This window comes from Bradyrhizobium sp. 1(2017) (assembly GCF_011602485.2).
In the GTDB taxonomy this organism is placed as follows: domain Bacteria; phylum Pseudomonadota; class Alphaproteobacteria; order Rhizobiales; family Xanthobacteraceae; genus Bradyrhizobium.
This window is the reverse complement of the sequence record NZ_CP050022.2, coordinates 1,477,193-1,498,604: the sequence shown is the minus strand read 5'-3', so window position 1 is coordinate 1,498,604 and position 21,412 is coordinate 1,477,193. Positions and strand designations below refer to the sequence as shown.

General features: G+C 65.8%; 19 protein-coding genes. 14 read left to right on the top strand and 5 right to left on the bottom strand.

Annotated features, from left to right (window positions below; translation table 11 throughout):
• Nucleotides 1-61: 61 nt before the first annotated feature.
• Both HAP40_RS07155 and HAP40_RS07150 read left to right on the top strand, forming a co-directional pair.
• Nucleotides 62-1,573: an EAL domain-containing protein gene (locus HAP40_RS07155; protein ID WP_166818466.1), complete on the top strand. Its 1,512-nt coding sequence runs from the start codon at nt 62-64 to the stop codon at nt 1,571-1,573.
• A 15-nt stretch (nt 1,574-1,588) separates the two neighbouring features.
• The gene (locus tag HAP40_RS07150) at nt 1,589-2,443 is read left to right on the top strand and encodes a TIGR01459 family HAD-type hydrolase (protein ID WP_166818467.1); all 855 of its coding nucleotides are present in this window, start codon (nt 1,589-1,591) and stop codon (nt 2,441-2,443) included.
• Between the two features lie 177 nt (nt 2,444-2,620).
• Here the strand turns inward: HAP40_RS07150 and HAP40_RS07145 are convergent, their stop codons facing one another.
• Nucleotides 2,621-3,016: a response regulator gene (locus HAP40_RS07145; protein ID WP_008567674.1), complete on the bottom strand. Its 396-nt coding sequence runs from the start codon at nt 3,014-3,016 to the stop codon at nt 2,621-2,623.
• Nucleotides 3,017-3,243: 227 nt separating this feature from the next.
• On the opposite strand from HAP40_RS07145, the gene HAP40_RS07140 reads away from it, so the two are divergent.
• From HAP40_RS07140 to arfB, 7 genes are all read left to right on the top strand, one after another.
• Nucleotides 3,244-4,227, top strand: coding sequence for a bifunctional riboflavin kinase/FAD synthetase (locus HAP40_RS07140; RefSeq protein WP_166818468.1), 984 nt, complete (start codon nt 3,244-3,246; stop codon nt 4,225-4,227).
• A gap of 205 nt (nt 4,228-4,432) precedes the next feature.
• The gene (ileS, locus tag HAP40_RS07135) at nt 4,433-7,441 is read left to right on the top strand and encodes an isoleucine--tRNA ligase (protein WP_166818469.1); all 3,009 of its coding nucleotides are present in this window, start codon (nt 4,433-4,435) and stop codon (nt 7,439-7,441) included.
• Between the two features lie 158 nt (nt 7,442-7,599).
• A complete protein-coding gene (lspA, locus tag HAP40_RS07130; RefSeq protein ID WP_166818470.1) occupies nt 7,600-8,094 on the top strand; it encodes a signal peptidase II in 495 nt (164 codons plus the stop codon).
• A 94-nt stretch (nt 8,095-8,188) separates the two neighbouring features.
• Nucleotides 8,189-8,905, top strand: a complete 717-nt coding sequence (locus HAP40_RS07125; RefSeq protein ID WP_166819589.1) for a hypothetical protein — start codon at nt 8,189-8,191, stop codon at nt 8,903-8,905.
• A gap of 222 nt (nt 8,906-9,127) precedes the next feature.
• A complete protein-coding gene (locus HAP40_RS07120) occupies nt 9,128-10,522 on the top strand; it encodes a M16 family metallopeptidase (RefSeq protein ID WP_246741157.1) in 1,395 nt (464 codons plus the stop codon).
• Nucleotides 10,519-11,886, top strand: a complete 1,368-nt coding sequence (locus HAP40_RS07115; RefSeq protein WP_166818471.1) for a M16 family metallopeptidase — start codon at nt 10,519-10,521, stop codon at nt 11,884-11,886. The genes HAP40_RS07120 and HAP40_RS07115 overlap by 4 nt, the downstream gene beginning before the upstream one ends.
• Nucleotides 11,887-12,011: 125 nt before the next feature.
• Nucleotides 12,012-12,428: an alternative ribosome rescue aminoacyl-tRNA hydrolase ArfB gene (gene arfB / locus HAP40_RS07110; protein WP_166818472.1), complete on the top strand. Its 417-nt coding sequence runs from the start codon at nt 12,012-12,014 to the stop codon at nt 12,426-12,428.
• A gap of 159 nt (nt 12,429-12,587) precedes the next feature.
• Here arfB and HAP40_RS07105 read toward each other — a convergent pair whose 3' ends face one another.
• Nucleotides 12,588-12,893, bottom strand: coding sequence for a hypothetical protein (locus tag HAP40_RS07105; RefSeq protein WP_166818473.1), 306 nt, complete (start codon nt 12,891-12,893; stop codon nt 12,588-12,590).
• 309 nt (nt 12,894-13,202) lie between these two features.
• On the opposite strand from HAP40_RS07105, the gene HAP40_RS07100 reads away from it, so the two are divergent.
• From HAP40_RS07100 to HAP40_RS07085, 4 genes are read left to right on the top strand one after another with little or no spacing between them, the layout of a single operon-like run.
• The gene (locus tag HAP40_RS07100) at nt 13,203-13,589 is read left to right on the top strand and encodes a c-type cytochrome (RefSeq protein ID WP_166818474.1); all 387 of its coding nucleotides are present in this window, start codon (nt 13,203-13,205) and stop codon (nt 13,587-13,589) included.
• Entirely contained in the window at nt 13,590-13,985 is a 396-nt protein-coding gene (locus tag HAP40_RS07095; RefSeq protein ID WP_166818475.1) for a VOC family protein, read from the top strand. It abuts the gene before it with no gap.
• A gap of 42 nt (nt 13,986-14,027) precedes the next feature.
• Nucleotides 14,028-14,573 carry a gluconate 2-dehydrogenase subunit 3 family protein gene (locus HAP40_RS07090; RefSeq protein ID WP_166818476.1) on the top strand — a complete coding sequence of 182 codons (546 nt, stop codon included), beginning with the start codon at nt 14,028-14,030 and terminating at the stop codon, nt 14,571-14,573.
• Nucleotides 14,574-14,601: 28 nt separating this feature from the next.
• On the top strand, nt 14,602-16,170 hold the full coding sequence (locus HAP40_RS07085; protein WP_166818477.1) for a GMC family oxidoreductase: 1,569 nt from the start codon (nt 14,602-14,604) through the stop codon (nt 16,168-16,170).
• 232 nt (nt 16,171-16,402) lie between these two features.
• Here HAP40_RS07085 and HAP40_RS07080 read toward each other — a convergent pair whose 3' ends face one another.
• Nucleotides 16,403-16,720, bottom strand: coding sequence for a ribbon-helix-helix domain-containing protein (locus HAP40_RS07080; protein ID WP_166818478.1), 318 nt, complete (start codon nt 16,718-16,720; stop codon nt 16,403-16,405).
• Nucleotides 16,721-16,969: 249 nt separating this feature from the next.
• Between HAP40_RS07080 and mutL the strand changes: the two genes are divergently transcribed.
• Nucleotides 16,970-18,781, top strand: coding sequence for a DNA mismatch repair endonuclease MutL (gene mutL, locus HAP40_RS07075; protein WP_166818479.1), 1,812 nt, complete (start codon nt 16,970-16,972; stop codon nt 18,779-18,781).
• Between the two features lie 106 nt (nt 18,782-18,887).
• Here the strand turns inward: mutL and rsmD are convergent, their stop codons facing one another.
• Together rsmD and HAP40_RS07065 are read right to left on the bottom strand one after the other, a co-directional pair.
• Nucleotides 18,888-19,442 carry a 16S rRNA (guanine(966)-N(2))-methyltransferase RsmD gene (gene rsmD / locus HAP40_RS07070; protein ID WP_166818480.1) on the bottom strand — a complete coding sequence of 185 codons (555 nt, stop codon included), beginning with the start codon at nt 19,440-19,442 and terminating at the stop codon, nt 18,888-18,890.
• 1 nt (nt 19,443) lies between these two features.
• Nucleotides 19,444-21,408 (bottom strand): pseudouridine synthase, encoded by a 1,965-nt coding sequence (locus HAP40_RS07065; protein ID WP_166818481.1) that lies wholly within the window; start codon nt 21,406-21,408, stop codon nt 19,444-19,446.
• Nucleotides 21,409-21,412 lie beyond the last annotated feature (4 nt).

Below are 21,412 nucleotides of genomic sequence, written 5' to 3'. Positions count from 1 at the left end.
CCGGACGGCGGCCCGTGTTTTCCCGGGTGAGACAGTCAGCTCTTGAGGCGTAACGCGCGGCATGATTCGCATTTCGACGATCTTCATCGCCATCTGCATGGTTCTGGTCGCGGCCTCGCTCGGGCTTGCCCTCTATTCGGTCGCCGGCATCAGCGGAACCGAATCCGCGATCGTGGCGCTGACCGCGCTGACCTTCCTGATCCTCTACAACGCAGTGTCGATGCGGCTGCGCGACCGCAGCGACGTCGGCGGCCAGATCGCCGACCTGTCGCGCGGCACCGCCGACCTCGCCCGCCAGGTGGCTGAGTTCGGGCGACGCTTGGCTGCGGTCGAGGGACGGATCGCCTCGTCCAATTCGACAAACTCCGACCGCATCCAGTCGGTGGTCGGCGAGATCAACGAGCTCGGCGGACTGGTCCGGCAGCTTGCCACGACCGTGTCGGCCCATGAAGACCTGCTGGCCGGCGCTGCGCCGGTATCGGCCGCGGTCCCGGTCGAGAAGCAGGAGCCGGTGGCGCCGTTCGACCTGATCGCGACGACCGACGAGCGGCCCGCCGCACCACTGCCGCTGACCGCAGCGCCCCCAATGTCTACAGCGCTTCCGCTGCCCCCGGCGGCCCCGCCTGCGGTGGCGCAGCCACGGCCCGCCCAGGCCGTCACGGCCCAGGCGGCGAACGGACGCAACCAAACCCAATTGCTGGCGGCGCTGCGCAACGCCATCGACGAGAACCGCATCGATATCTTCCTGCAGCCGATGGTGACGCTGCCGCAGCGCAAGGTGCGGTTCTATGAGGCGGTGACGCGGCTGCGCGACGAGCGTGACCAGCTGATCGCCGCCGAGGAGTTCATCAGCATCGCGGAGGCCTCCGGGCTGATCGGACGCATCGACAACATGGTAATGCTGCGCTGCGTGCAGGTTCTGCGGCGCCTGATGGTGCGCAACAAGGACGTCGGCGTGTTCTGCAACGTCGCGGCCTCCACGCTCGGCAATTCCACCACCTTCGCGCAATGTCTCGACTTCCTCGAAGCCAACCGGGCACTGGCGCCCTCGCTGGTGCTGGAGTTCAAGCAGTCGACCTTCCGCAATCTCGGCCCGGCCGAGACCGAGAATCTCGCCGCGCTCGCCCAGCGCGGCTTCCGCTTCTCGATCGACCATGTCACCGATTTGCGCATCGAGCCGCGCGAGCTCGCCGACCGCGGCGTGCGCTTCATCAAGGTGCCCGCCAGCCTGCTGCTCGATCCGAAGCAGGCTTCGGCCTCGGACATTCACCCGTCCGACCTCTCCGATCTGCTCGGCCGCTTCGGCATCGACCTGATCGCGGAGCGGATCGAGGGCGAGCGCGCGGTCGTCGACCTGCTCGATTATGACGTGCGGTTCGGCCAGGGGTTCCTGTTCGCGCCGCCACGGCCATTGCGGCCCGAAGGGGCATCTGCTACCGGCGGGGCCGCGCCGAACCAGGCGCAGGACATCCAGGGATCCAATGGCTCCGCCACACCCAGCTCAGGCGCGACCTCTTCGGCGCCTCCGTCACAGCGCATCACCGGCAACGCGGCGCTCGCTCGCCGCATCTGATCGGCCGTACGCATCATGACCACGCTGCATTTTGTCCAAAGCCTGCGCGAGCTCGTGGGCGGCATCGACGTCGTGCTCAGCGACATCTGGGGCGTGGTCCATAACGGCCTCGAATCCTTCCCCGAAGCCTGCGAGGCGCTGCACACCTATCGCAGCCGCGGCGGTACCGTGATCCTGATCACCAACGCGCCGCGTCCGGCCGATTCCGTACAGCGCCAGTTGCGCAAGCTCGGCGTCGCCGACGAGACCTATGACGCGATCGTCTCGTCGGGCGACCTGACCCGGCTCTATGTCGCCGAGCATCCCGGCCGCAAGATGTTCTGGCTCGGCCCCGAGCGCGACAATTCGATCTACCGCGGCCTCGACGCGAAAACCGCGCCGCTGGAGGAAGCCGATTACATCGTCTGCACCGGCCTCTATGACGATGAGACCGAGACCGCCGAAGACTATCGTGGCATGATGCTGAAGGCGCGCGAGCGCAAGCTGACGCTGGTCTGCGCCAACCCCGACATCGTGGTCGAGCGCGGCGACCGGCTGATCTATTGCGCCGGGGCCATCGCGGAGCTTTATCGCGAGCTCGGCGGCGAGGTGATCTTCTACGGCAAGCCGCACCGGCCGATCTATGAGCGCGCGATGGCGCTCGCCGGCGAACGCCAGGGCCATCCGATCGATCGGAAGAAGGTGCTGGCGATCGGCGATTCCGTCCGCACCGATCTCACCGGCGCGCGCGAATTCGGCATCGACTGCCTGTTCGTCACTCGTGGCATCCATGCCGAGGAGTTCGAGGGCCTCGACCAGCTCGACCCGGCCTCCGTGATGGAGTTGTTCGGCCACCCGCCGAAGGCGCTGATGCGCGAATTGAAGTGGTAGTGATTTAATCGTCATTCCGGGGCGATGCGGAGCATCGAACCCGGAATCTCGAGATTCTCAGGTGCGCAATTGCGCACCATAGTTCGCCCTTCGGGCGCCCCGGAATGACACTCCCAACACAGAAAGCCCGGGACGAGCGCCCGGGCCTTCCGAATTCAGCTAATGGCGTCGATCGCTTTACGCGCTCGCCATGTCAGGGAAGACCGCCTCGATCTTGGTCTTCAGCGTCGCCGCGTTGAACGGCTTGACGATGTAGTTGTTCACACCGGCCTTCTTGGCCGCGATCACGTTTTCGGTCTTGGATTCGGCCGTGATCATGATGAAGGGCGTGGTGGCGAGGTTCGGATCCGCGCGCACTTCGCGCAGCAGGTCGTAACCCGTCATCGGCTCCATGTTCCAGTCGGAGATCACGAGCCCGTATTTCTTGCCGCGCATCTTGTTCAGTGCGGCCGAACCGTCGCTGGCATCATCGATGTTCTCGAAGCCAAGCTGCTTCAGCAGATTCCTGATGATGCGGATCATGGTGCTGTAGTCATCCACCACCAGAACCGGCATCGACAAATCAACCGCCATCTCGACTCCCCCAACGCATACCCAGGAATATTACGATCGGACCTGCCGGGCCGGAGCCGGGTGGTTCCATGCTCAAGGACTAGCACCAAGGCGTTAAACAGCGCGTTAACTGGGGGCGGCCCGGCAGAATGAAATCGCGGCCGACGCGGTCACACCCTCCCGCTTGACTTCATCCGGCCGGTCGCGCCACGGTCCCGGCCGGTCCTGCCGCTTCGAGAATTCCCCTGATGGCTCCGCATTTTACCGTAATCCGCGACACCACGCCGGACTCCGCGATTCCGAGGGGCGCCGTGGTCGCCATGGGCAATTTCGACGGCGTTCATCTGGGCCATCGCGCCGTGATCGCGGCCGCCCTGGAAATGGGCCGGGCGCATGGCCGCCCTGCCCTGGCCCTGACCTTCGAGCCCCATCCGCGGCGCTTTTTCAGCCCCAACACCCCGCAATTCCGCCTGACGGACGAGCCGGCCAAGCTGCGGCTTCTCGCCGGCACCGGGCTTGCCGGCGCCGTGGTCATGACCTTCGACAAGGCGCGCGCCGGAACCAGCGCGCAGGATTTCATTCACCATGACCTGATCGGCCGCCTCGGCGTCAGCGGCATCGCCGTCGGCTACGACTTCCATTTCGGCAAGGGTCGCGTCGGCTCGCCGAGCTTGCTGGTCAACGAGGCGCCCCGGCTCGGGATCGAGGTCGACGTGCAGGCGCATGTCGATATCGACGAGCGGCCGGTCTCCTCCAGCGCGATCCGGATCGCCCTCGCCGAGGGCCAGCTGGATGAGGCCACCACCATGCTGGGTGCCCCCTGGTTCATCACCGGCGAGGTGATCCATGGCGAGAAACGGGGCCGCGACCTCGGCTATCCCACCGCGAATATCCGCCTGGACGCCAATTGCGGCCTGAAGCACGGGATCTACGCCGTACGGGTCGGCCGCGGCCAAGGAAAGGACCAGGTGCGCCTCGATGGCGTGGCAAGTTTTGGCCGCCGCCCGACCTTCGACAATGGCGCACCGCTGCTCGAAATCTTCCTGTTCGACTTCAAGGGCGATCTCTACGGGCAGGCGCTCGACTGCGCCTTCATCGGCTTCATCCGCGAAGAGCTGAAATTCGAAAGCCTCGAGGCCCTGATCCGCCAGATGGACGACGATTCCGCCCGCGCCCGCGCCATGCTGGCCGCCGCCCCGGACGCGTTTCCGCGGCTCGGGACCATCGATTGAGCCCGAAAGCGGGCCTCCCGGACCTTTGCGCTTCCCTGAGCCCCCTGCTATGGAGAACCCATGTTTGCGCGGCGCATCATAGGGATTAGCGGCCCGGCTTCCGCCTGAGCCCAGGGGCTCGGCGCAAGACCGGGATTGTGTCGTTTCACCCCGCGATTCCGTATCGCCATCCGTTTTTCCGCGCCCTTCCGAGCCAGTCAGCCTCATGTCCGAAAAGCCGCAAACGTCCCAAAAGTCTGAAGCCAAAGACTATTCGAAAACCCTGTTCCTGCCGCAGACCGAATTCCCGATGCGCGCCGGCCTGCCGCAGCGCGAGCCAGAGCTTTTGAAATACTGGAACGATATCGGCCTCTACGACAAGCTACGTCAGGATGCCCGGGGCCGCGCCAAATTCGTGCTGCATGACGGCCCGCCCTATGCCAACGGCAACATCCATATCGGGCACGCCCTGAACAAGATCCTCAAGGACGTCGTGACCAAGAGCCAGCAGATGCTCGGCTTCGATTCCAACTACGTGCCCGGCTGGGACTGCCACGGCCTGCCGATCGAATGGAAGATCGAGGAGGAGAACTACCGCTCCAAAGGCAAGCAGAAACCCGACTTCCGCGACTCCGCCGCGATGGTGGCGTTCCGCAAGGAGTGCCGCGCCTATGCAACGCACTGGATCAACGTGCAGCGCGAGGAGTTCAAGCGCCTCGGCATCATCGGCGACTGGGATCATCCCTATCAGACCATGACCTACCCGGCCGAGGCGCAGATCGCGCGGGAGCTGATGAAATTCGCGGCCAATGGCACGCTCTATCGCGGCTCCAAGCCGGTGATGTGGAGCGTGGTCGAGAAGACCGCGCTCGCGGAAGCCGAGGTCGAGTACGAGGACTACACCTCCGACATGGTCTGGGTGAAATTCCCGATCACCTCGCCCGCGCATGGCGCGCTCGCTTCCGCCAGCGTCGTGATCTGGACCACCACGCCCTGGACGCTGCCCGGCAACCGCGCGATCTCCTTCTCGCCGAAGATCGCCTACGGCCTCTACAAGGTGACGGATGCGCCTGCGGACAATTGGACGAAGACCGGCGACCTCCTGATCTTGGCCGAAGCGCTGGCCGCGGATGTGTTCAAGCAGGCGCGCGTCACGTCCTACGAGAAGGTGCGCGACATCCCCGGCGATACCCTGGATGCGGTCGAATGTGCGCATCCGCTGAAGGGCATTGCCGGCGGCTACGACTTCATCGTGCCGCTGCTAGCCGGCGACCACGTCACCGACGACACCGGCACCGGCTTCGTGCACACCGCACCCGGCCATGGCCGCGAGGACTTCGATGTCTGGATGACGAGTGCCCGCGAGCTCGACGCACGCGGCATCAACACCACGATCCCCTACACCGTCGACGAGAACGGCGCCTACACCGCGCAGGCCCCCGGCTTCACGGGAAAACGCGTGCTCAACGACAAGGGCGAGAAGGGCGATGCCAACGAGGCCGTGATCAAGGCGCTCGTCGAGAAAGGCATGCTGCTCGCGCGCGGCCGGCTGAAGCACCAATATCCGCATTCCTGGCGCTCGAAGAAGCCGGTGATCTTCCGCAACACGCCGCAATGGTTCATCGCGATGGACAAGGACATCAGCGAGAACGGCCAGGCCAAGAAAGGCGACACGCTGCGCGCCCGCGCGCTGCACGCGATCTCGGTGACGCAATGGGTGCCGCCCGCGGGCGAGAACCGCATCAACGGCATGATCGCCAACCGCCCGGACTGGGTGATCTCGCGCCAGCGCGCCTGGGGCGTGCCGATCGCCGTGTTCGTGCGCGAGAAGGGCGACGGCTCGGCCGAGATCCTGCAGGACGAGATCGTCAATCAGCGCATCACCGAGGCCTTCATGGAGGAAGGCGCCGACGCCTGGTACATGGAGGGCGCCCGCGAGCGCTTCCTCGGATCCCGGGCGAGTGAGGACTGGAAGAAGGTCGACGACATCTGCGACGTCTGGTTCGATTCCGGCTCCACCCACGCCTTCGTGCTTGAGGATCGCCAGAACTTCCCGCAGCTCGGCAACATCGTCCGCAAGATCGACGGCGGCAACGACACCGTGATGTATCTGGAAGGCAGCGACCAGCATCGCGGCTGGTTCCACTCCTCTCTGCTGGAAAGCGCGGGCACGCGGGGCCGCGCGCCCTACGACGTCGTGCTGACCCACGGCTTCACGCTCGACGAGAACGGCCGCAAGATGTCGAAGTCGCTCGGCAACACCGTCGAGCCGCAGAAGGTGATCAAGGATTCGGGCGCCGACATCCTGCGCCTGTGGGTCTGCGCCACCGACTATGCCGACGACCAGCGCATCGGCCCGGAGATCCTGAAGAACACCATCGAGACCTATCGCAAGCTGCGCAACTCGATCCGCTGGATGCTCGGCACGCTGCATCATTTCAAGGCGAGCGAGAAGGTCGCCTATGCCGAGATGCCCGAGCTCGAGCGCTTGATGCTGCACGAGCTCGCCGGCCATGCCGAGACCATTCGCAAGGCCTATGCCGCCTTCGACTACAAGACCGTGGTCGCGAGCCTCTCGGCCTTCATGAATTCCGAGCTGTCGGCGTTCTATTTCGATATCCGCAAGGACACGCTGTATTGCGATCCGCCGTCCTCGGTGGCGCGCAAGGCGGCGCTCACCACGATCGAGACCGTGTGCGACGCGCTCCTGAAATGGCTGGCGCCGATCCTGAGCTTCACCACCGACGAAGCGTGGCGGATGTTCCGGCCCAGCGCCGAGCCCTCGGTGCATTTGACGCTGTTTCCAAACGATCTCGAACAGCTTCGCGACGACAAGCTCGCCGCGAAGTGGGAGACGATCCGCAATGTGCGCCGCGTCGTCACCGGGGCGCTGGAGCTGGAGCGCGCCGCGAAGAACATCGGCTCGTCGCTTGAGGCCTCGCCGGTGATCTATGTCGCAGACCGCGGGATGCTGATGACCCTGTTCGACGTCGATCTCGCCGAGGTCTGCATCACCTCGAACTACGAGGTCCGCGAGGGCGAGGCACCGGCTTCCGCGTTCCGTCTCGATGCCGTGCCCGGCGTCGCTGTTATCGTCGAGAAGGCGGTCGGCACCAAATGCGCCCGCTCCTGGAAGATCTCACCGATGGTCGGTGAAGACCCCGAATATCCCGACGTCACCCCACGCGATGCCCAGGCGCTGCGCGAATGGAAGGCGCTGGGGGTGGGCGTCTAGTCTACCGTCGTCCCGGCGGAGGGCCGGGGGACCCATAACCACCGCAGCTCATTGTCGCGAAGGCTGATGACCACGAATCCCCCAAACGACATCCGCCGCAGCGTATGGGTCCCGGCCTCCGCCGGGACGACAGCGGTGTTTTTGGCGGGCCTCCCGGTATGACCCCGCTCCGCGCCGGCATCCTCTCCGCCCTGGTCACGCTCGTCCTGGACCAGGCCTCGAAGCTCTGGCTGCTGAACGTGTTCGACCTCGCCCACCGCGGCGCGGTCAGGGTGACGCCGTTCTTCGACCTGGTGCTGGCCTGGAATATCGGCATCAGCTTCGGCTGGCTCCAGAACGATAGCCAGGCTGCGCAGCTCGCGCTGATGGCGGTTAAAGGTATCGCGGTGGTCGCGCTGGCGATCTGGATGGCCCGCTCGCACACCCTCCTTGCCACCATCGCCCTCGGCCTGATCATCGGCGGCGCCATCGGCAATGGCATCGACCGCCTGGCCTATGGTGCGGTGGTGGATTTTGCGCTGTTCCACATCGAGATCGGCGGAAAGACCTATAATTGGTATGTGTTTAACCTCGCGGACGTGGCGATCGTTGCTGGTGTGGCGGCGCTATTGTATGATTCCTTCCTGGGGGTACCCGCCGCAAAAGCGCCCTGATCCCGGCCGATACGACCGGCAGGTGGAACCCGCTTTTGCCAGGGTCAGGCCGCGTTTGATCGGCAATCTGCCACAATATGGAACAGGTACAGTGATGCGCAGCTCGAAGACCAGCGGTTCGATGGTGCGAGACCCCCAATCGGGGTTCTGGCGGGCATTGAAATTCTCCGCCGTCGTGCTCGGCATTGGTCTCGTCATGTCGACTGGCGCCGCCCGCGCCGGTGACGACGATGAAGACGACGACATGACCTTCGAAGAGAAGCTCATCGACAATCTGATGTCCGGCATCGGCGCCAAGAGCATGGAGAAGAAGGGCATCGAATACCGCGAGCGCTCGCCGCTGGTGGTGCCGCCCAAGCTCGACCTGCCGCCGCCCGCGACCGAGGCCAAGAATGCACCGAATTGGCCCAAGGACCCCGAGGAGAAGCGCCGCAAGGAAGCCATTGCCGCGCGTAAGAAGGCCACCAAGGCAACGGAGAACTGGCAGGCCGCCCGGCCTCTGACGCCGGCGGAGATGAAGGCCGGCGAGGTCGCCGCAGCGCCTCGCACGAGCAATGACCCGATCCAACCGGGCACCAACGCCAATCCGTCGCTGATGCCGGCTGAGCTCGGCTACACGGGCGGTCTGTGGAACATGTTCAAGGGCAACAGCTCCGAAGAGGCGAAATTCACCAGCGAGCCGCCGCGTCAGTCGCTGGTCGAGCCCCCGCCCGGCTATCAGACGCCGTCGCCGAACTACGCCTATGGCGCCGGCCCGGACAAGTCGCGACGGACCTATTTCGACATCATGTCGGGCAAGGACAAGGAATAATAACTTTCCTGTCGCACCGCGACATCCTGACAGAGGCGACCCCTTCGCCGGCGACTCGTGCACGCCGGCCGCGGTCCTTAAATTGCTTATCAGTAACTTGCCTACGCGTTGGGTTCTCTGCTTCGTGACGCGAAGCCTCAGCCGCGCGGTGTACCATGCCGCGTGCTTCCGAGCCGGACATCCGGACCTCGGCCTTTCAACAGGGATCTTTCATTAGGGATCATGATGTCCTCATACCGATCGGCTGCCTGCCTCCTCGCCGCGCTGCTTTCGACGAGTGTCCTGACGGCTGGCGCGTCCCTCGCCCAGACCACGGTCACATCGGCTCCGCCCGCCAGCTTCACGCTCAGCAACGGCATGCAGGTCGTGGTGATCCCGGATCACCGCACGCCCGTGGTCACGGAGATGATCTGGTACAAGGTCGGCTCGGCCGACGAGACGCCGGGCAAATCCGGGCTCGCGCACTTCCTCGAGCACCTGATGTTCAAGGGCACATCGAAGCATCCGGCCGGTGAATTCTCCCAGACCGTGCTCCGCGTCGGCGGCAACGAGAATGCCTCGACCTCGGTCGACTACACCAACTACTACCAGCGTGTGCCGAAAGAGCAGCTGCCGACGATGATGGAGTTCGAGGCGGACCGCATGACCGGCCTCGTCCTCAAGGACGAGAATGTGCTGCCCGAACGCGACGTCGTGCTCGAAGAGTACAACATGCGCGTCGCCAACAATCCGGACGCGCGGCTGAACGAGCAGATCATGGCCGCGCTCTATCTCAATCATCCCTATGGCCGGCCGGTGATCGGCTGGCACCAGGAGATCGAGAAGCTCGATCGCGAGGATGCGCTCGCCTTCTACCGTCGCTTCTACGCGCCGAACAACGCGATCCTGGTGATCGCCGGCGATGTCGACGCCGCCGAGGTACGCCCGCTGGTCGAGCGCAATTTCGGCTCCATCCCGGCGCAGCCCGCCATTCCCGCTCGTCGCGTGCGTCCGCAGGAGCCGGAGCCGGCCGCGCCGCGCACCGTCACGCTCGCCGACCCGCGCGTCGAGCAACCGAGCATGCGGCGCTATTATCTCGTGCCCTCCGCCACCACGGCTGCGGCCGGCGAGAGCGCGGCCCTCGACGTGCTCGCGCAGCTGATGGGCAGCGGCAGCAATTCCTATCTCTACCGCGCCCTCGTCGTCGACAAGCCGCTCGCGGTCTCCGCCAACGCCAGCTATTCCAGCATCTCGCTCGACCCGACCCAGTTTGCCGTCTCGGCCGCGCCGAAGCCCGGCGTCAGCTTCGCCGAGATCGAGCAGGCGGTCGATGGCGTGATCGCCAATGTCGCGCAGAACCCGATCCGCGCCGAGGATCTGGAGCGCGTCAAGACCCAGCTCATTGCGGAAGCGATCTACGCCCAGGACAACCAGGCGGTGCTGGCACGCTGGTATGGCGGCGCGCTGACCACGGGCCTGTCGATCGAGGACATCAGGAGCTGGCCCGACCGCATCCGCGCGGTCACGGCCGAGCAGGTTCGCGCGGCTGCGCAGAAATGGCTCGAGAAGAAGCGCTCGGTGACGGGCTATCTGATCAAGGACACCGCGGCCGCCAAGCCCGAGGAGAAGCGTTCGTGACCTATCCTTTCCTCCGACGCGTTGCATTCTCCCTTGCCACCGGCGCGACGCTCGCGCTCGTCGCGATCTCACCGTCGCAGGCGGCGGCGAAGATTCAGCGACTGGTCTCGCCGGGCGGCATCGAAGCCTGGTTCGTGCAGGACGCGACGGTCCCGCTGATCGCCATGGAATATTCCTTTGCCGGCGGCTCGGCCCAGGATCCCAAGGACAAGTCCGGCGTCGCCAACCTGGTCGGCGACCTCCTCGACGAGGGCTCCGGCGATCTCGATTCCAAGACCTTTCATGAGCGGCTCGACCGCCGTGCCATCGAGCTCTCCTTCAGCGCCACCCGCGACACTTTCCGCGGCAGCCTGCGCATGCTGCGCGACAACAAGGACGAGGCCTTCGACCTGCTCAGGAGCGCGCTGACCTCGCCGCATTTCGACCCCGCCGATGTCGAGCGCATCCGCTCGCAGGTCGTCTCGGGGCTGCGCCGCGAGACCACCAATCCGACATCGCTGGCGAGCCGCAAGTTCCTGGAGGTCGCCTTCGGCAGCCATCCCTATGGCCGGCAGACCAATGGCACCCTCGACAGCGTGCCGACCATCACGATCGCCGACATGAAGGATTATGTCGGCCGCGTGCTCGCCAAGGACGGGTTGAAGGTCGCGGTCGTCGGCGACGTCGATCCGGCGACGCTCGGCAAGCTGCTCGACCACACCTTCGGCGCCCTGCCCGCCAAGGCCAACCTCACGCCAGTTCCGGATGTCGAGGCCGCAAAGCCGCCGCAGCGCGCCTTCGTGACCCTCGACGTGCCGCAGACCGTGATCACCTTCGGCGGGCCCGGGGTGAAGCGCAGCGATCCCAACTTCATGGCCTACTACGTGGTCAACCACATCCTCGGTGGCGGCGGATTGTCCTCACGGCTCTATCGCGAGGTCCGCGAGAAGCGCGGGCTGGCCTATTCCGTGTACGAATCGCTGCTCTGGATGCAGCATTCGGCGCTCTTCATCGGGAACACCGGCACGCGCGCCGACCGGGCCAGCGACACCATCGACGCCATCGAGAAGGAAGTGCGCCGCATCGCCGAGGAGGGCCCGACACAGAAAGAGCTCGACGAGGCCAAGTCCTACCTCAAGGGCTCGCAGATGCTGGCGCTCGACACCTCCTCCAAGCTGGCGCAGGCGCTGCTGCAGTACCAGCAGGACAAGCTGCCGATCGACTATATCGAGAAGCGCAACGCCATCGTCGATGCCGTGACGCTGGACGACGCCAAGGCCGCCGCCAAGCGCCTGTGGGGCCAGGGTCTCCTGACCGTCGTCGTCGGCCGTGCCCCGCAGGCCGCAGCGCAACCGGCGGCAGCACCGGCGACGAAGTCGAACTGACGGCCGCAGGTCCGGTACGTCTCCTGAAATGGCCGGGCTCGCCCGGCCATTTTGCGTTTCGATGATGCCGCCATTGCCGAACGTGAACGTCCACGATATGTCCGGACATCACGAATGGTGCCATCATGCTGCGGATATCCCGCGATCTCGTCATCGACGAGGACGACATCGAGATCGGCTTTGTCCGCGCCTCCGGCCCGGGCGGGCAGAACGTCAACAAGGTGTCGACCTCGGCCCAGCTGCGCTTCGACACGCGCAAGCTGACCCTGCCGGAGGACGCCGCGATCCGGCTCGCGCGCATCGCCGGCCAGCGCATGACGAAGGACGGCGTGATCGTGATCCACGCCCAGCGCTTTCGGACCCAGGAGCGTAACCGGCAGGACGCGATCGACCGGCTCGTCGAAATCCTGACGGAGGCGATGATCCGGCCGACGCCGCGCCGCGCGACGCGACCGACCTTCGCCTCCAAGCAGCGCCGGCTCGACGGCAAGAAACGCCGCAGCGACGTCAAGGCCGGACGCGGCGGCCGCTTCGACGATTAACGACGCGGAAAAAACTCCGGCCGCGAAAGCGACCGGAGTTTGGCCGTATCATCCGAAACCAGAGCGCGGTGAGATTGCGATGAATCATCACCGCGCTTCAGCTTATTGCTTGAGCATGATCTGTCCGGAAAACGGCTTCACACCTCTCCGGATCATGCTCTAGTAACGCTTGGATGGGGCTGCACCGCCCGTCGCGGCATCGTCGGCGGTCCCCTTGTGCGCAGCGCTGCCCGTGGTGCCGACCGTGCCTCTGGTGCCTTTGGTCGACTTCATGCCGGTCTTTTCGCCCACCGCGCCCGGCTGAGCGTTCATCTCCTCATCGCCACTGCCCATCGTGCCGCCCTGCATGGGCTTGCTTTGCACGCCGCCAGGCTTGGTGGTCGGGGGCGCGCTTTGCGCGAGGACGGGCGTCGCAATGAGAGCCGACAGAGCGCATGCGATCATCGAGGACTTCACCAACTTCATCCATTTCTCCTGGATTGTTCGCGATGAACGGCTCGGCGACTCCCACGCCGCTTGTCTGCACCGGACCATTGCATCGCGTCGAGAGTTCAAGCGGCGCGACCGTCATGCAATGCGCATCGTGTGGTGATCGTTTAGGGATTTCACGGCCGTTTCGCGGAATTGTGCTCCGCATATAAGGCAGCGCGGAACAACACACGGGAGCAAACAACTCCGCGCGCAGCGAAAACAGCCCGCTACTACCACCGCATCTTTGACGCCGCCTAGAGTTTGCGCACGCTGATTTTGATGCAGATAGGCGGGTTCTTGGTGATGCGCGCAATCGCTCTCGGATTGTGCACCGCGATGGTGCTGGTGGTGCAGGTCGCCGACGCGCAAATGCCTTTGCCGGCCGCAAAGCCGCCGGATGGCGCCACACTCTTCAAGCAGCAATGCGCGGTGTGCCACGCGCTGAACCTGTCGGAACCGATGCGGCAAGGTCCGGCGCTCGTGAAGATCGTGGGGCGCCCCGCGGGCAAGGTCGAGGGCTTCAAATACTCGGAGGCCCTGTCGAAGGCCGACTTCGCCTGGGACGAGACGAAGCTCGACGCCTGGCTGAACAATCCGCAAGCCGTCATTCCCGGCGTGACCATGGTGTACCGGCAGGCCAAGCCGGAAACGCGCGCCGCCATCATTGCCTATCTGAAGGAGCAGAACTGAATGGCCAAGCCCGTTCATTCCATGATCCGCGTGCGTGACGAGGCGCGCTCGCTCGACTTCTACAGGCGCGCCTTTGCCCTGGAGGTCGCCGACCATCTGAAATTCGCGGATTTCGCCCTGATCTATCTGCGTCACCCTTCCTCACCTTTCGAGGTCGAGTTGACGGTGAATTTCGATCGCAAGGAGCCGTACCAGCTCGGCGACGGCTACGGCCATCTCGCCGTGGTGGTCGAAGACCTCGACGCCGAGCATGCCCGCTTCGAGCGCGAGAAGCTCGCACCGGGCCCCTTGCGCGACTTCAAGCACGACGGCCGAACGCTGGCGCGCTTCTTCTTCGTCAGCGATCCCGACGGCTACAAGATCGAGGTGATCCAGCGGGGCGGGCGTTTCGGCTGATCAAATCACAAACCAAAGCAAAAGAATTGAAGGAGGAATGCCATGAGAGAAGTCGATCGTCGAAGCAAGCACAGCCGCCGCGTCTTTCTCAAGGGCGCGGCAACCGCCGTACCGGTCGTTGCGGTGGCGACCGGCGTTGCCGTCAGCATCGAGGACGCCTGGGCCGATGACGCCACCGCGCTTTCGCCCACGACGATGAAGACGCTGCTGAAGGTCGCGCGCGACATCTATCCGCACGATGTCCTCGGCGACAGCTACTACATCACCGCGATCAAGCCGTGGGACGGCAAGGCGGCCAAGGATGCATCGGTCAAATCGCTGATCAGTGGCGGCGTCGCGCGGCTCGACCAGAACGCACGGGATCGCCACAAGGTCCCCTATGCCGAAGTGCCCTGGGAAGCCGACCGCGTGGTGCTCCTGAAGGAGATCGAGCAGAGCGACTTCTTCCAGAAGGTGCGCGGCGACCTCGTCGTCTCCCTCTACAACCAGAAAGAGGTCTGGCCGCGCTTCGGCTACGAGGGCTCCTCCGCCGAGCACGGGGGCTACATCAACCGCGGCTTCGCCGACATCGACTGGCTGCAGGCTTAACCGCACCCAACGGTTCAGGAGAACGCATATGGCAAAATTCGATCTGAACGATTCCGGCGTTGTGGTGATCGTCGGCTCCGGTGCCGGCGGCGGCACGCTGGGCAACGAGCTCGCGCAGAAGGGCGTCAAGGTCGTCATCCTCGAGGCAGGTCCCCGCATCGAGAACCACGACTTCGTCAACGACGAGTGGGAGAGTTTTTCCCAGCTTGCCTGGACCGATGCGCGCACGACGTCAGGCACATGGCGCGTTGCCAAGGATTTTTCGGGTCTCCCCGCCTGGATCGTCAAGGCGGTCGGCGGCTCGACCACCCATTGGGCCGGCGCCTCGCTGCGTTTCGACGAGCACGAGTTCAAGGTCAAGAGCGCCTACGGCAACATTCCCGGCGCAAATCTCCTGGACTGGCCGGTGACCCTCGCGGAGATGGAGCCCTGGTACGCCAAGGCTGAGAACAAGATGGGCGTGACCCGCACCAACGGCATTCCCGGACTTCCCGGCAACAATAATTTCAAGGTGCTGGAGGCCGGCGCGAAGAAGCTCGGCTACAAGACGGTGCACACCGGCAACATGGCGATCAACAGCCAGCCGCGCGACGGCCGCGGCGCCTGCCAGCAGATCGGCTTCTGCTTCCAGGGCTGCAAATCCGGCGCGAAATGGTCGACGCTCTACACCGAGATCCCGAAGGGCGAGGCCACCGGCAATCTCGAGGTCCGTCCCGGCAGCATGGTGGTGAAGATCGAGCACGACGCCAGCGGCAAGGTGAGCGGCGTCGTCTATGCCGACGAGAGCGGCGCGATGCAACGCCAGAAGGCGCGCATCGTCGCGGTCGCCGGAAATTCGATCGAAAGCCCGCGGTTGCTGCTCAACAGCGCCTCCACCATGTTCCCCGACGGCCTCGCCAATTCCAGCGGCCAGGTCGGCCGCAACTACATGCGTCACATGACCGGCAGCGTCTACGCCGTATTCGAGAAATCGGTGCACATGTATCGCGGCACCACCATGGCAGGCATCATCCGCGACGAGTCCGTCAACAACCCCAAGCGCGGCTTCGTCGGCGGCTACGAGATGGAGACGCTGTCGATCGGCCTGCCCTTCATGGCGGCGTTCCTCAATCCCGGCGCCTGGGGGCGTCCGTTCACGTCAGCGCTCGACGGTTATCCCAGGATGGCCGGGATGTGGCTGGTCGGCGAAGACATGCCGCAGGAGACCAACCGCATCACGCTCGACCCTGTCGTGAAGGACAAGTTCGGACAGCCGGTCGCGAGCGTGCATTTCGACGACCATCCCAACGACGTGGCCATGCGCGCGCACGCCTACAAGCAGGGTGCCGCAGTCTATGACGCCGTCGGCGCCACCGTGACCTATCCGACACCGCCCTATCCGAGCACGCATAATCTTGGCACGAACCGGATGAGCGAGAAGCCCAGGGACGGCGTGGTCAACAAGTTCGGGCAGAGCCACGACGTCAAGAACCTGTTCGTTTCGGACGGCAGCCAATTCACCAGCGGCGCGGCCTGCAACCCGACGCTGACCATCGTCGCGCTGGCCATCCGGCAGGCGGACTACATCGCCGGCGCGATGCAGAAGAAGGAGATTTGATCTCCCCTCTCAATGGTCGTCCTGGCGAAAGCCAGGACGACATCGAGGGGATTGCGGATCCACATACAAGGTGTCGTCCCGGCGAAGGCCGGGACCCATAACCACGGAGCGCAGTTTGGCAGAGATTGGTCGTTCGGCATCCGACCTTCTGCAATCGATAGATCACGCTGTATGGGTCCCGGCCTTCGCCGGGACGACACCGAGATTGCGGACGCAGCTCTTGCTGCAATGGCTACTCGGCCGCATCGAGAATCGGCGCCACGGTCGCCTTGAACTCCGGCACCGTCACCATGCTCTTCGAGCGGTAGATCAAGCACGAGCAGCGCAGCAGCGAGGCGAAATTGTTGACCTCGCCGTGATGGTCGAGCACCTCGTTGTAGAGCGTGGTCAGGAACTTGGCGAGGCTCATGCCCTCCTTGGCCGCGATCTCCTCCAGCGTGTCCCAGAATGCCATTTCCAGCCGGATCGAAGTGCAGTGCCCGCCGATCCTCAAGGACCGGGTCTGGGATTCGTAGTCCCGTTGGGGCTGGTGTGCGAAGAGATGGCACATGGCGTCCTCCCGTCCTGTTGCCATTTTTTCACGATGCTACACCGCTGCCCGGCACCTCACAATCAGGACAGTGGCCGGAAATCCGTTGGCCCGGTTGCGGATTTTTCTCGAACGCCCAATGTCTTCAATGTGATAGAGGGCCCTTTTCCCCAGCCCGCGCCGCGGCCTGTTGCCCAACCCACGCTTTTGACGCAACACGGCCTAGAATAGCGTCGTCTGCGAATCCCCGTTCCAGCCCAAGATCGAGTTATGCCCGTCCGCCAGCTTCCAGAGCAGGTCGTCAACCGCATCGCCGCCGGCGAGGTGGTCGAACGTCCCGCGAGCGTGGTGAAGGAGCTCGTCGAGAACGCAATCGATGCCGGCGCGAGCCGGATCGACGTCTTCACCGATGGCGGCGGACGGCGGCGGATCGGCATCACCGATGACGGCGGCGGCATGACGGCGAAGGATCTTGCCCTCGCAGTCGAGCGCCACGCCACATCCAAGCTCGACGACGAAGACCTGCTGCAGATCCGCACCCTCGGATTCCGCGGCGAGGCGCTGCCTTCGATCGGGTCCGTCGCGCGTCTGTCCATCACCACGCGGCATGCGAGCGAGCCGCATGCCTGGGCGCTGTCAGTCGAAGGCGGCGAGAAGTCCGGGATCATGCCGGCGGCGCTGGCGCATGGCACCCGCGTCGAGGTCGGCGACCTCTTCTACGCGACGCCGGCGCGGCTGAAGTTCCTGAAGACCGATCGCACCGAAGCGGAAGCGATCCGCGAGGTGGTCCGGCGCCTGGCGATGGCGCGGCCCGACATCGCCTTCACGCTGGCGGGTGAGGAGCGCGCGCCGGTGACCTGGGCTGCCGCACTGCCCGGCGCGGCCGGCCGCCTGACGCGGCTCGGCGACATTCTGGGTGCAGAGTTCCGCAGCCACGCCATCGAGGTCCATGCCGAGCGCGAAGGCGTCGTCGTCGCCGGCTATGCCGCAGCCCCTGCGCTGACCAAGGCCAACGCACTCGGGCAATACCTCTTCGTCAACGGCCGTCCCGTGCGCGACAAGCTGATCCTGGGCGCGGTGCGCGCGGCCTATTCCGACTATCTGCCACGCGATCGCCATCCGGTGCTGGCGTTGTTCGTCGCGCTCGACCCGCGCGAGGTCGACGCCAATGTGCATCCGGCCAAGACCGAGGTGCGCTTCCGCAACGCCGGCCTCGTCCGCGCGCTGATCGTGCATGGCTTGAAGGAGGCGCTCGCGCGTGAGGGCCGGCGCACGGCCGCCAACAGCGGCGAGAGCGCATTGTCCTCGTTCAGGCCGGCTTTCTCGCCGCGCCCGGCAGGCTGGGACTGGCGCGCCTCGCCATCGGCTCCCGTCGCTCCGATGCCGTCATTCGAAGGCGCCGCCGCACCGGCTTTCGCGGAGCGCGCGCAGGCCGCCTTCGACGTCGGTGCGCCCAGCGCGGATGTGCGGATCGAGAGCCAGCCGGTCGGCGATCTCGTCGACCGGCCGCTCGGCGCAGCGCGCACGCAGATCCACGAGACCTACATCGTCTCGCAGACCCGTGACGGCCTCATCATCGTCGACCAGCACGCCGCCCATGAGCGCATCGTCTACGAGCGGCTGAAGGCCTCGCTCGCCGCGAACGGCGTGCAACGGCAGATCCTCTTGATCCCCGAGATCGTCGAGATGGACGAGGCGACGGTGGAGCGCCTGTTGGAACGCAGCGAGGAACTGGCCTCGTTCGGCCTCGCCATCGAATCCTTCGGCCCCGGCGCGGTCGCGGTGCGCGAGACGCCGTCGCTGCTCGGCAAGACCAATGCGGGCGGGCTGCTGCGCGATCTTTCCGAGCACATGGCCGAGTGGGACGAGGCGCTTCCTCTCGAACGCCGCCTGATGCATGTCGCGGCCACCATGGCCTGCCACGGCTCGGTGCGCGCCGGCCGCCGGCTGCGGCCGGAAGAGATGAACGCCCTGCTCCGCGAGATGGAGGACACCCCCAACTCCGGCCAGTGCAACCACGGCCGCCCGACCTATGTCGAGCTGAAGCTGAGCGATGTGGAGAAGCTGTTCGGGCGGCGGTGACAGTGCCGTAGGGTGGGCAAAGCGAAGCGTGCCCACCACCTATCGCTATCATGGAAAGTTGGTGGGCACGGCGCGTCGCGCCTTTGCCCACCCTACGGCAGCGCGACTACGGCTTCTTCAAAAACACGAACTCCGTGTCGTCATACGCGCGCCGCTCCAGTTCCTCGTAACCTTCCGGCGTCGCGAATTGCGCGGCCTTGGCCTCTTCGATCACGAGCAGCGCGCCGGGCGTCAGCCAGCCGCCATCGCGCAAGGACGTGAGCGCCTTCTCCGCAAAACCCTTGCCATAGGGCGGATCGAGGAACACCAGCGAGAACGGCTCGACCGGATGCGCGGGCCCAAGATCGGTCGCGTCGCGGCGGTAGACCTTGGTCACGCCGCCGAGGCCGAGCGACTCGACGTTGTTGCGCAGCAACGCCCGCGCCTCGGCGCCGTTGTCGACGAACAGCGTGAACTTCGCCCCGCGTGACGACGCCTCGATGCCGAGCGCGCCGGTGCCTGCGAAGAGATCGAGCACGCGCGCGCCCTCGATCGGATCGTCATAGGCGTGCACGAGGATGTTGAACACGGACTCGCGCAGGCGGTCCGCCGTCGGGCGGATCTCGCGCGAGGACGGCGAGGCGAGATTGCGCCCCTTCAAACGACCGCCGACGACGCGCAAGCTAGTCCTCCCGCGGCGTCAGATCGCGCTTGCCGTGATAGCCGCGCTTGGGACGGCGCGGCGGGCCGTAGCCGTTCGCTTCCATCTCGTTGCGCTCGCGCGCCTCCTCGCTGCCGGTGCGCTGCACCAGCACGCGGCGGCCCTTGCGGTCGTTGATCACGGCGCGCTTCGCCGGCTTCTTCGCTGCATCGTCCTCGCGCGCGGCGGATTTCCCGGGTACGTCGAACTCGGCACCCGACTTCTCGATCACCTTGTCGCCGAGCTGCTCGCGCAGCACGCGCGACCTGATCTCGTCGACCTGGCCTTCGGGGATCTCGCCGAGCTGGAACGGGCCATACGACACCCGGATCAGCCGGTTCACCTCGAGGCCGAGATGGGCACAGACGTTGCGCACCTCGCGGTTCTTGCCTTCGCGGATCGCGAACACCAGCCAGACATTGGCGCCCTGGTCGCGCTCCAGCGTCGCTTCGATCGGGCCGTATTTGACGCCCTCGATCTCGATGCCGTTCTTGAGTTCGTCGAGCTGTGCCTGGGTGACGTCGCCATGGGCGCGAACGCGATAGCGGCGCAGCCAGCCGGTGTCCGGCAGTTCGAGCGTGCGCGCCAGGCCGCCGTCATTGGTGAGCAGCAACAGGCCTTCGGTGTTGAAATCGAGCCGGCCGACGCTGATGAGGCGCGGCAGGCCTTCGGGCAGATTGTCGAACACGGTCGGGCGCCCCTCGGGGTCGTCATGCGTGGTCATCAGCCCGCGCGGCTTGTGATACAGGAACAGCCGCGTGCGCTCGCGTTCCGGCAACGGCTTGCCGTCGACCAGAACGACGTCGTTCTTCGTGATGTCGAGCGCCGGCGAATTGATCACCCGGCCGTTGACGGTGACGCGGCCCTGCGTGACCATTTCCTCGGCGTCGCGGCGCGAGGCAAGCCCCGCGCGTGCCAGCGCCTTGGCGATGCGCTCGCCGGCCTTCTTCGGCTTCGGTGCGTCCTCTCGGCGCGGCCGGCCCTCGAAGTCGCGGTCGCGCTCGCGATAGGCGCCGCGGCCGCCGAAGGCGGGGCGCTTCTCGAAGATCCTGCTGTCGTCCTCGTTGTCGCGGCGCGGCCGGTCGCGGAAGCGACCCTCGCTGCGCGGATGCTCCTGCCAGTCCATGCGGCCTTCCGGCCGTCCTTCGCGCGAGCGATTGAAGCGCGGACGATCGTCACCGGACCGTTCCTCGCGTGGACGCGAGAAACGCGGGCGATCATCCCCGCCTTCGTCGCGGCGCCGGGAAAAGCGCGGACGGTCCTCGCCACGGCCGCCCTCGCGGCGATCGTCGCGCTGACGCCAGGGCTTCTCATCGCCGCGGTCACGGCCGCCGAAATCCTTGTCGAAGCTCTTGCGCGGACGATCCCCGCGCGGGCCTGCATCGCGCTTCTGCCACGGCTTGGACTCCCCGCGCTCGCCACGATCGCGCGGGCGGTCTCCGCGATCGCCCCCGCGGGAAAACTTCCGCTCGCCATCGAACTTGCGCTCGGGGCGATCGCCGCGCGGCGCATAGGGCCGCTTGTCGCTGAACTTCCGCTCGCCGGAGCGGCCGGCCGGGCGCGCATCGTCGCGATCCCGGCTGCGCGGCGGGCGGTCGTCGCGGTTATAGGAGGGGCGATCACCACGCGGCTTGAACGGCCGCTTCTCGCCGTCGCGCGAAGAGCGATCGGAAAACGGGCGGTCACCGCGCGGCTTGAAGCTGCGCTCGCCGCGGCCCTCGCTCCCGCGCTCGTCGCGCTTGAAGCGCGGGCGGTCGCTGAAATCGCGGCGCGGGGCATCGCCGTCCTCGCGGCGGCGGAACGGGCGGCTGTCGCGGTCGCCCTTGCCCTCGAAGCCGCGCTTGGCGAATTTCTTCTCAGGGCCACGCGCCTTGCCGCTGCGGCCCTTGGAGGGGCCGCGGTCACGCCGGCCGCGGGAATCGTTGTCTTTGTCGCTGTCGCGGGGCATGAAT

Bases quoted from the DNA above. Each gene is read 5' to 3' on its own strand.
- HAP40_RS07140 (WP_166818468.1), top strand. From the start codon at position 3,244: ATGGCTCCGCATTTTACCGTAATCCGCGACACCACGCCGGACTCCGCG.
- arfB (WP_166818472.1), top strand. From the start codon at position 12,012: ATGCTGCGGATATCCCGCGATCTCGTCATCGACGAGGACGACATCGAG.
- HAP40_RS07155 (WP_166818466.1), top strand. From the start codon at position 62: ATGATTCGCATTTCGACGATCTTCATCGCCATCTGCATGGTTCTGGTC.
- HAP40_RS07145 (WP_008567674.1), bottom strand. From the start codon at position 3,016: ATGGCGGTTGATTTGTCGATGCCGGTTCTGGTGGTGGATGACTACAGC.
- HAP40_RS07125 (WP_166819589.1), top strand. From the start codon at position 8,189: ATGCGCAGCTCGAAGACCAGCGGTTCGATGGTGCGAGACCCCCAATCG.
- HAP40_RS07100 (WP_166818474.1), top strand. From the start codon at position 13,203: ATGCGCGCAATCGCTCTCGGATTGTGCACCGCGATGGTGCTGGTGGTG.
- ileS (WP_166818469.1), top strand. From the start codon at position 4,433: ATGTCCGAAAAGCCGCAAACGTCCCAAAAGTCTGAAGCCAAAGACTAT.
- HAP40_RS07080 (WP_166818478.1), bottom strand. From the start codon at position 16,720: ATGTGCCATCTCTTCGCACACCAGCCCCAACGGGACTACGAATCCCAG.
- HAP40_RS07105 (WP_166818473.1), bottom strand. From the start codon at position 12,893: ATGAAGTTGGTGAAGTCCTCGATGATCGCATGCGCTCTGTCGGCTCTC.
- HAP40_RS07150 (WP_166818467.1), top strand. From the start codon at position 1,589: ATGACCACGCTGCATTTTGTCCAAAGCCTGCGCGAGCTCGTGGGCGGC.
- mutL (WP_166818479.1), top strand. From the start codon at position 16,970: ATGCCCGTCCGCCAGCTTCCAGAGCAGGTCGTCAACCGCATCGCCGCC.
- HAP40_RS07065 (WP_166818481.1), bottom strand. From the start codon at position 21,408: ATGCCCCGCGACAGCGACAAAGACAACGATTCCCGCGGCCGGCGTGAC.
- HAP40_RS07085 (WP_166818477.1), top strand. From the start codon at position 14,602: ATGGCAAAATTCGATCTGAACGATTCCGGCGTTGTGGTGATCGTCGGC.
- lspA (WP_166818470.1), top strand. From the start codon at position 7,600: ATGACCCCGCTCCGCGCCGGCATCCTCTCCGCCCTGGTCACGCTCGTC.
- HAP40_RS07120 (WP_246741157.1), top strand. From the start codon at position 9,128: ATGATGTCCTCATACCGATCGGCTGCCTGCCTCCTCGCCGCGCTGCTT.
- HAP40_RS07090 (WP_166818476.1), top strand. From the start codon at position 14,028: ATGAGAGAAGTCGATCGTCGAAGCAAGCACAGCCGCCGCGTCTTTCTC.
- HAP40_RS07095 (WP_166818475.1), top strand. From the start codon at position 13,590: ATGGCCAAGCCCGTTCATTCCATGATCCGCGTGCGTGACGAGGCGCGC.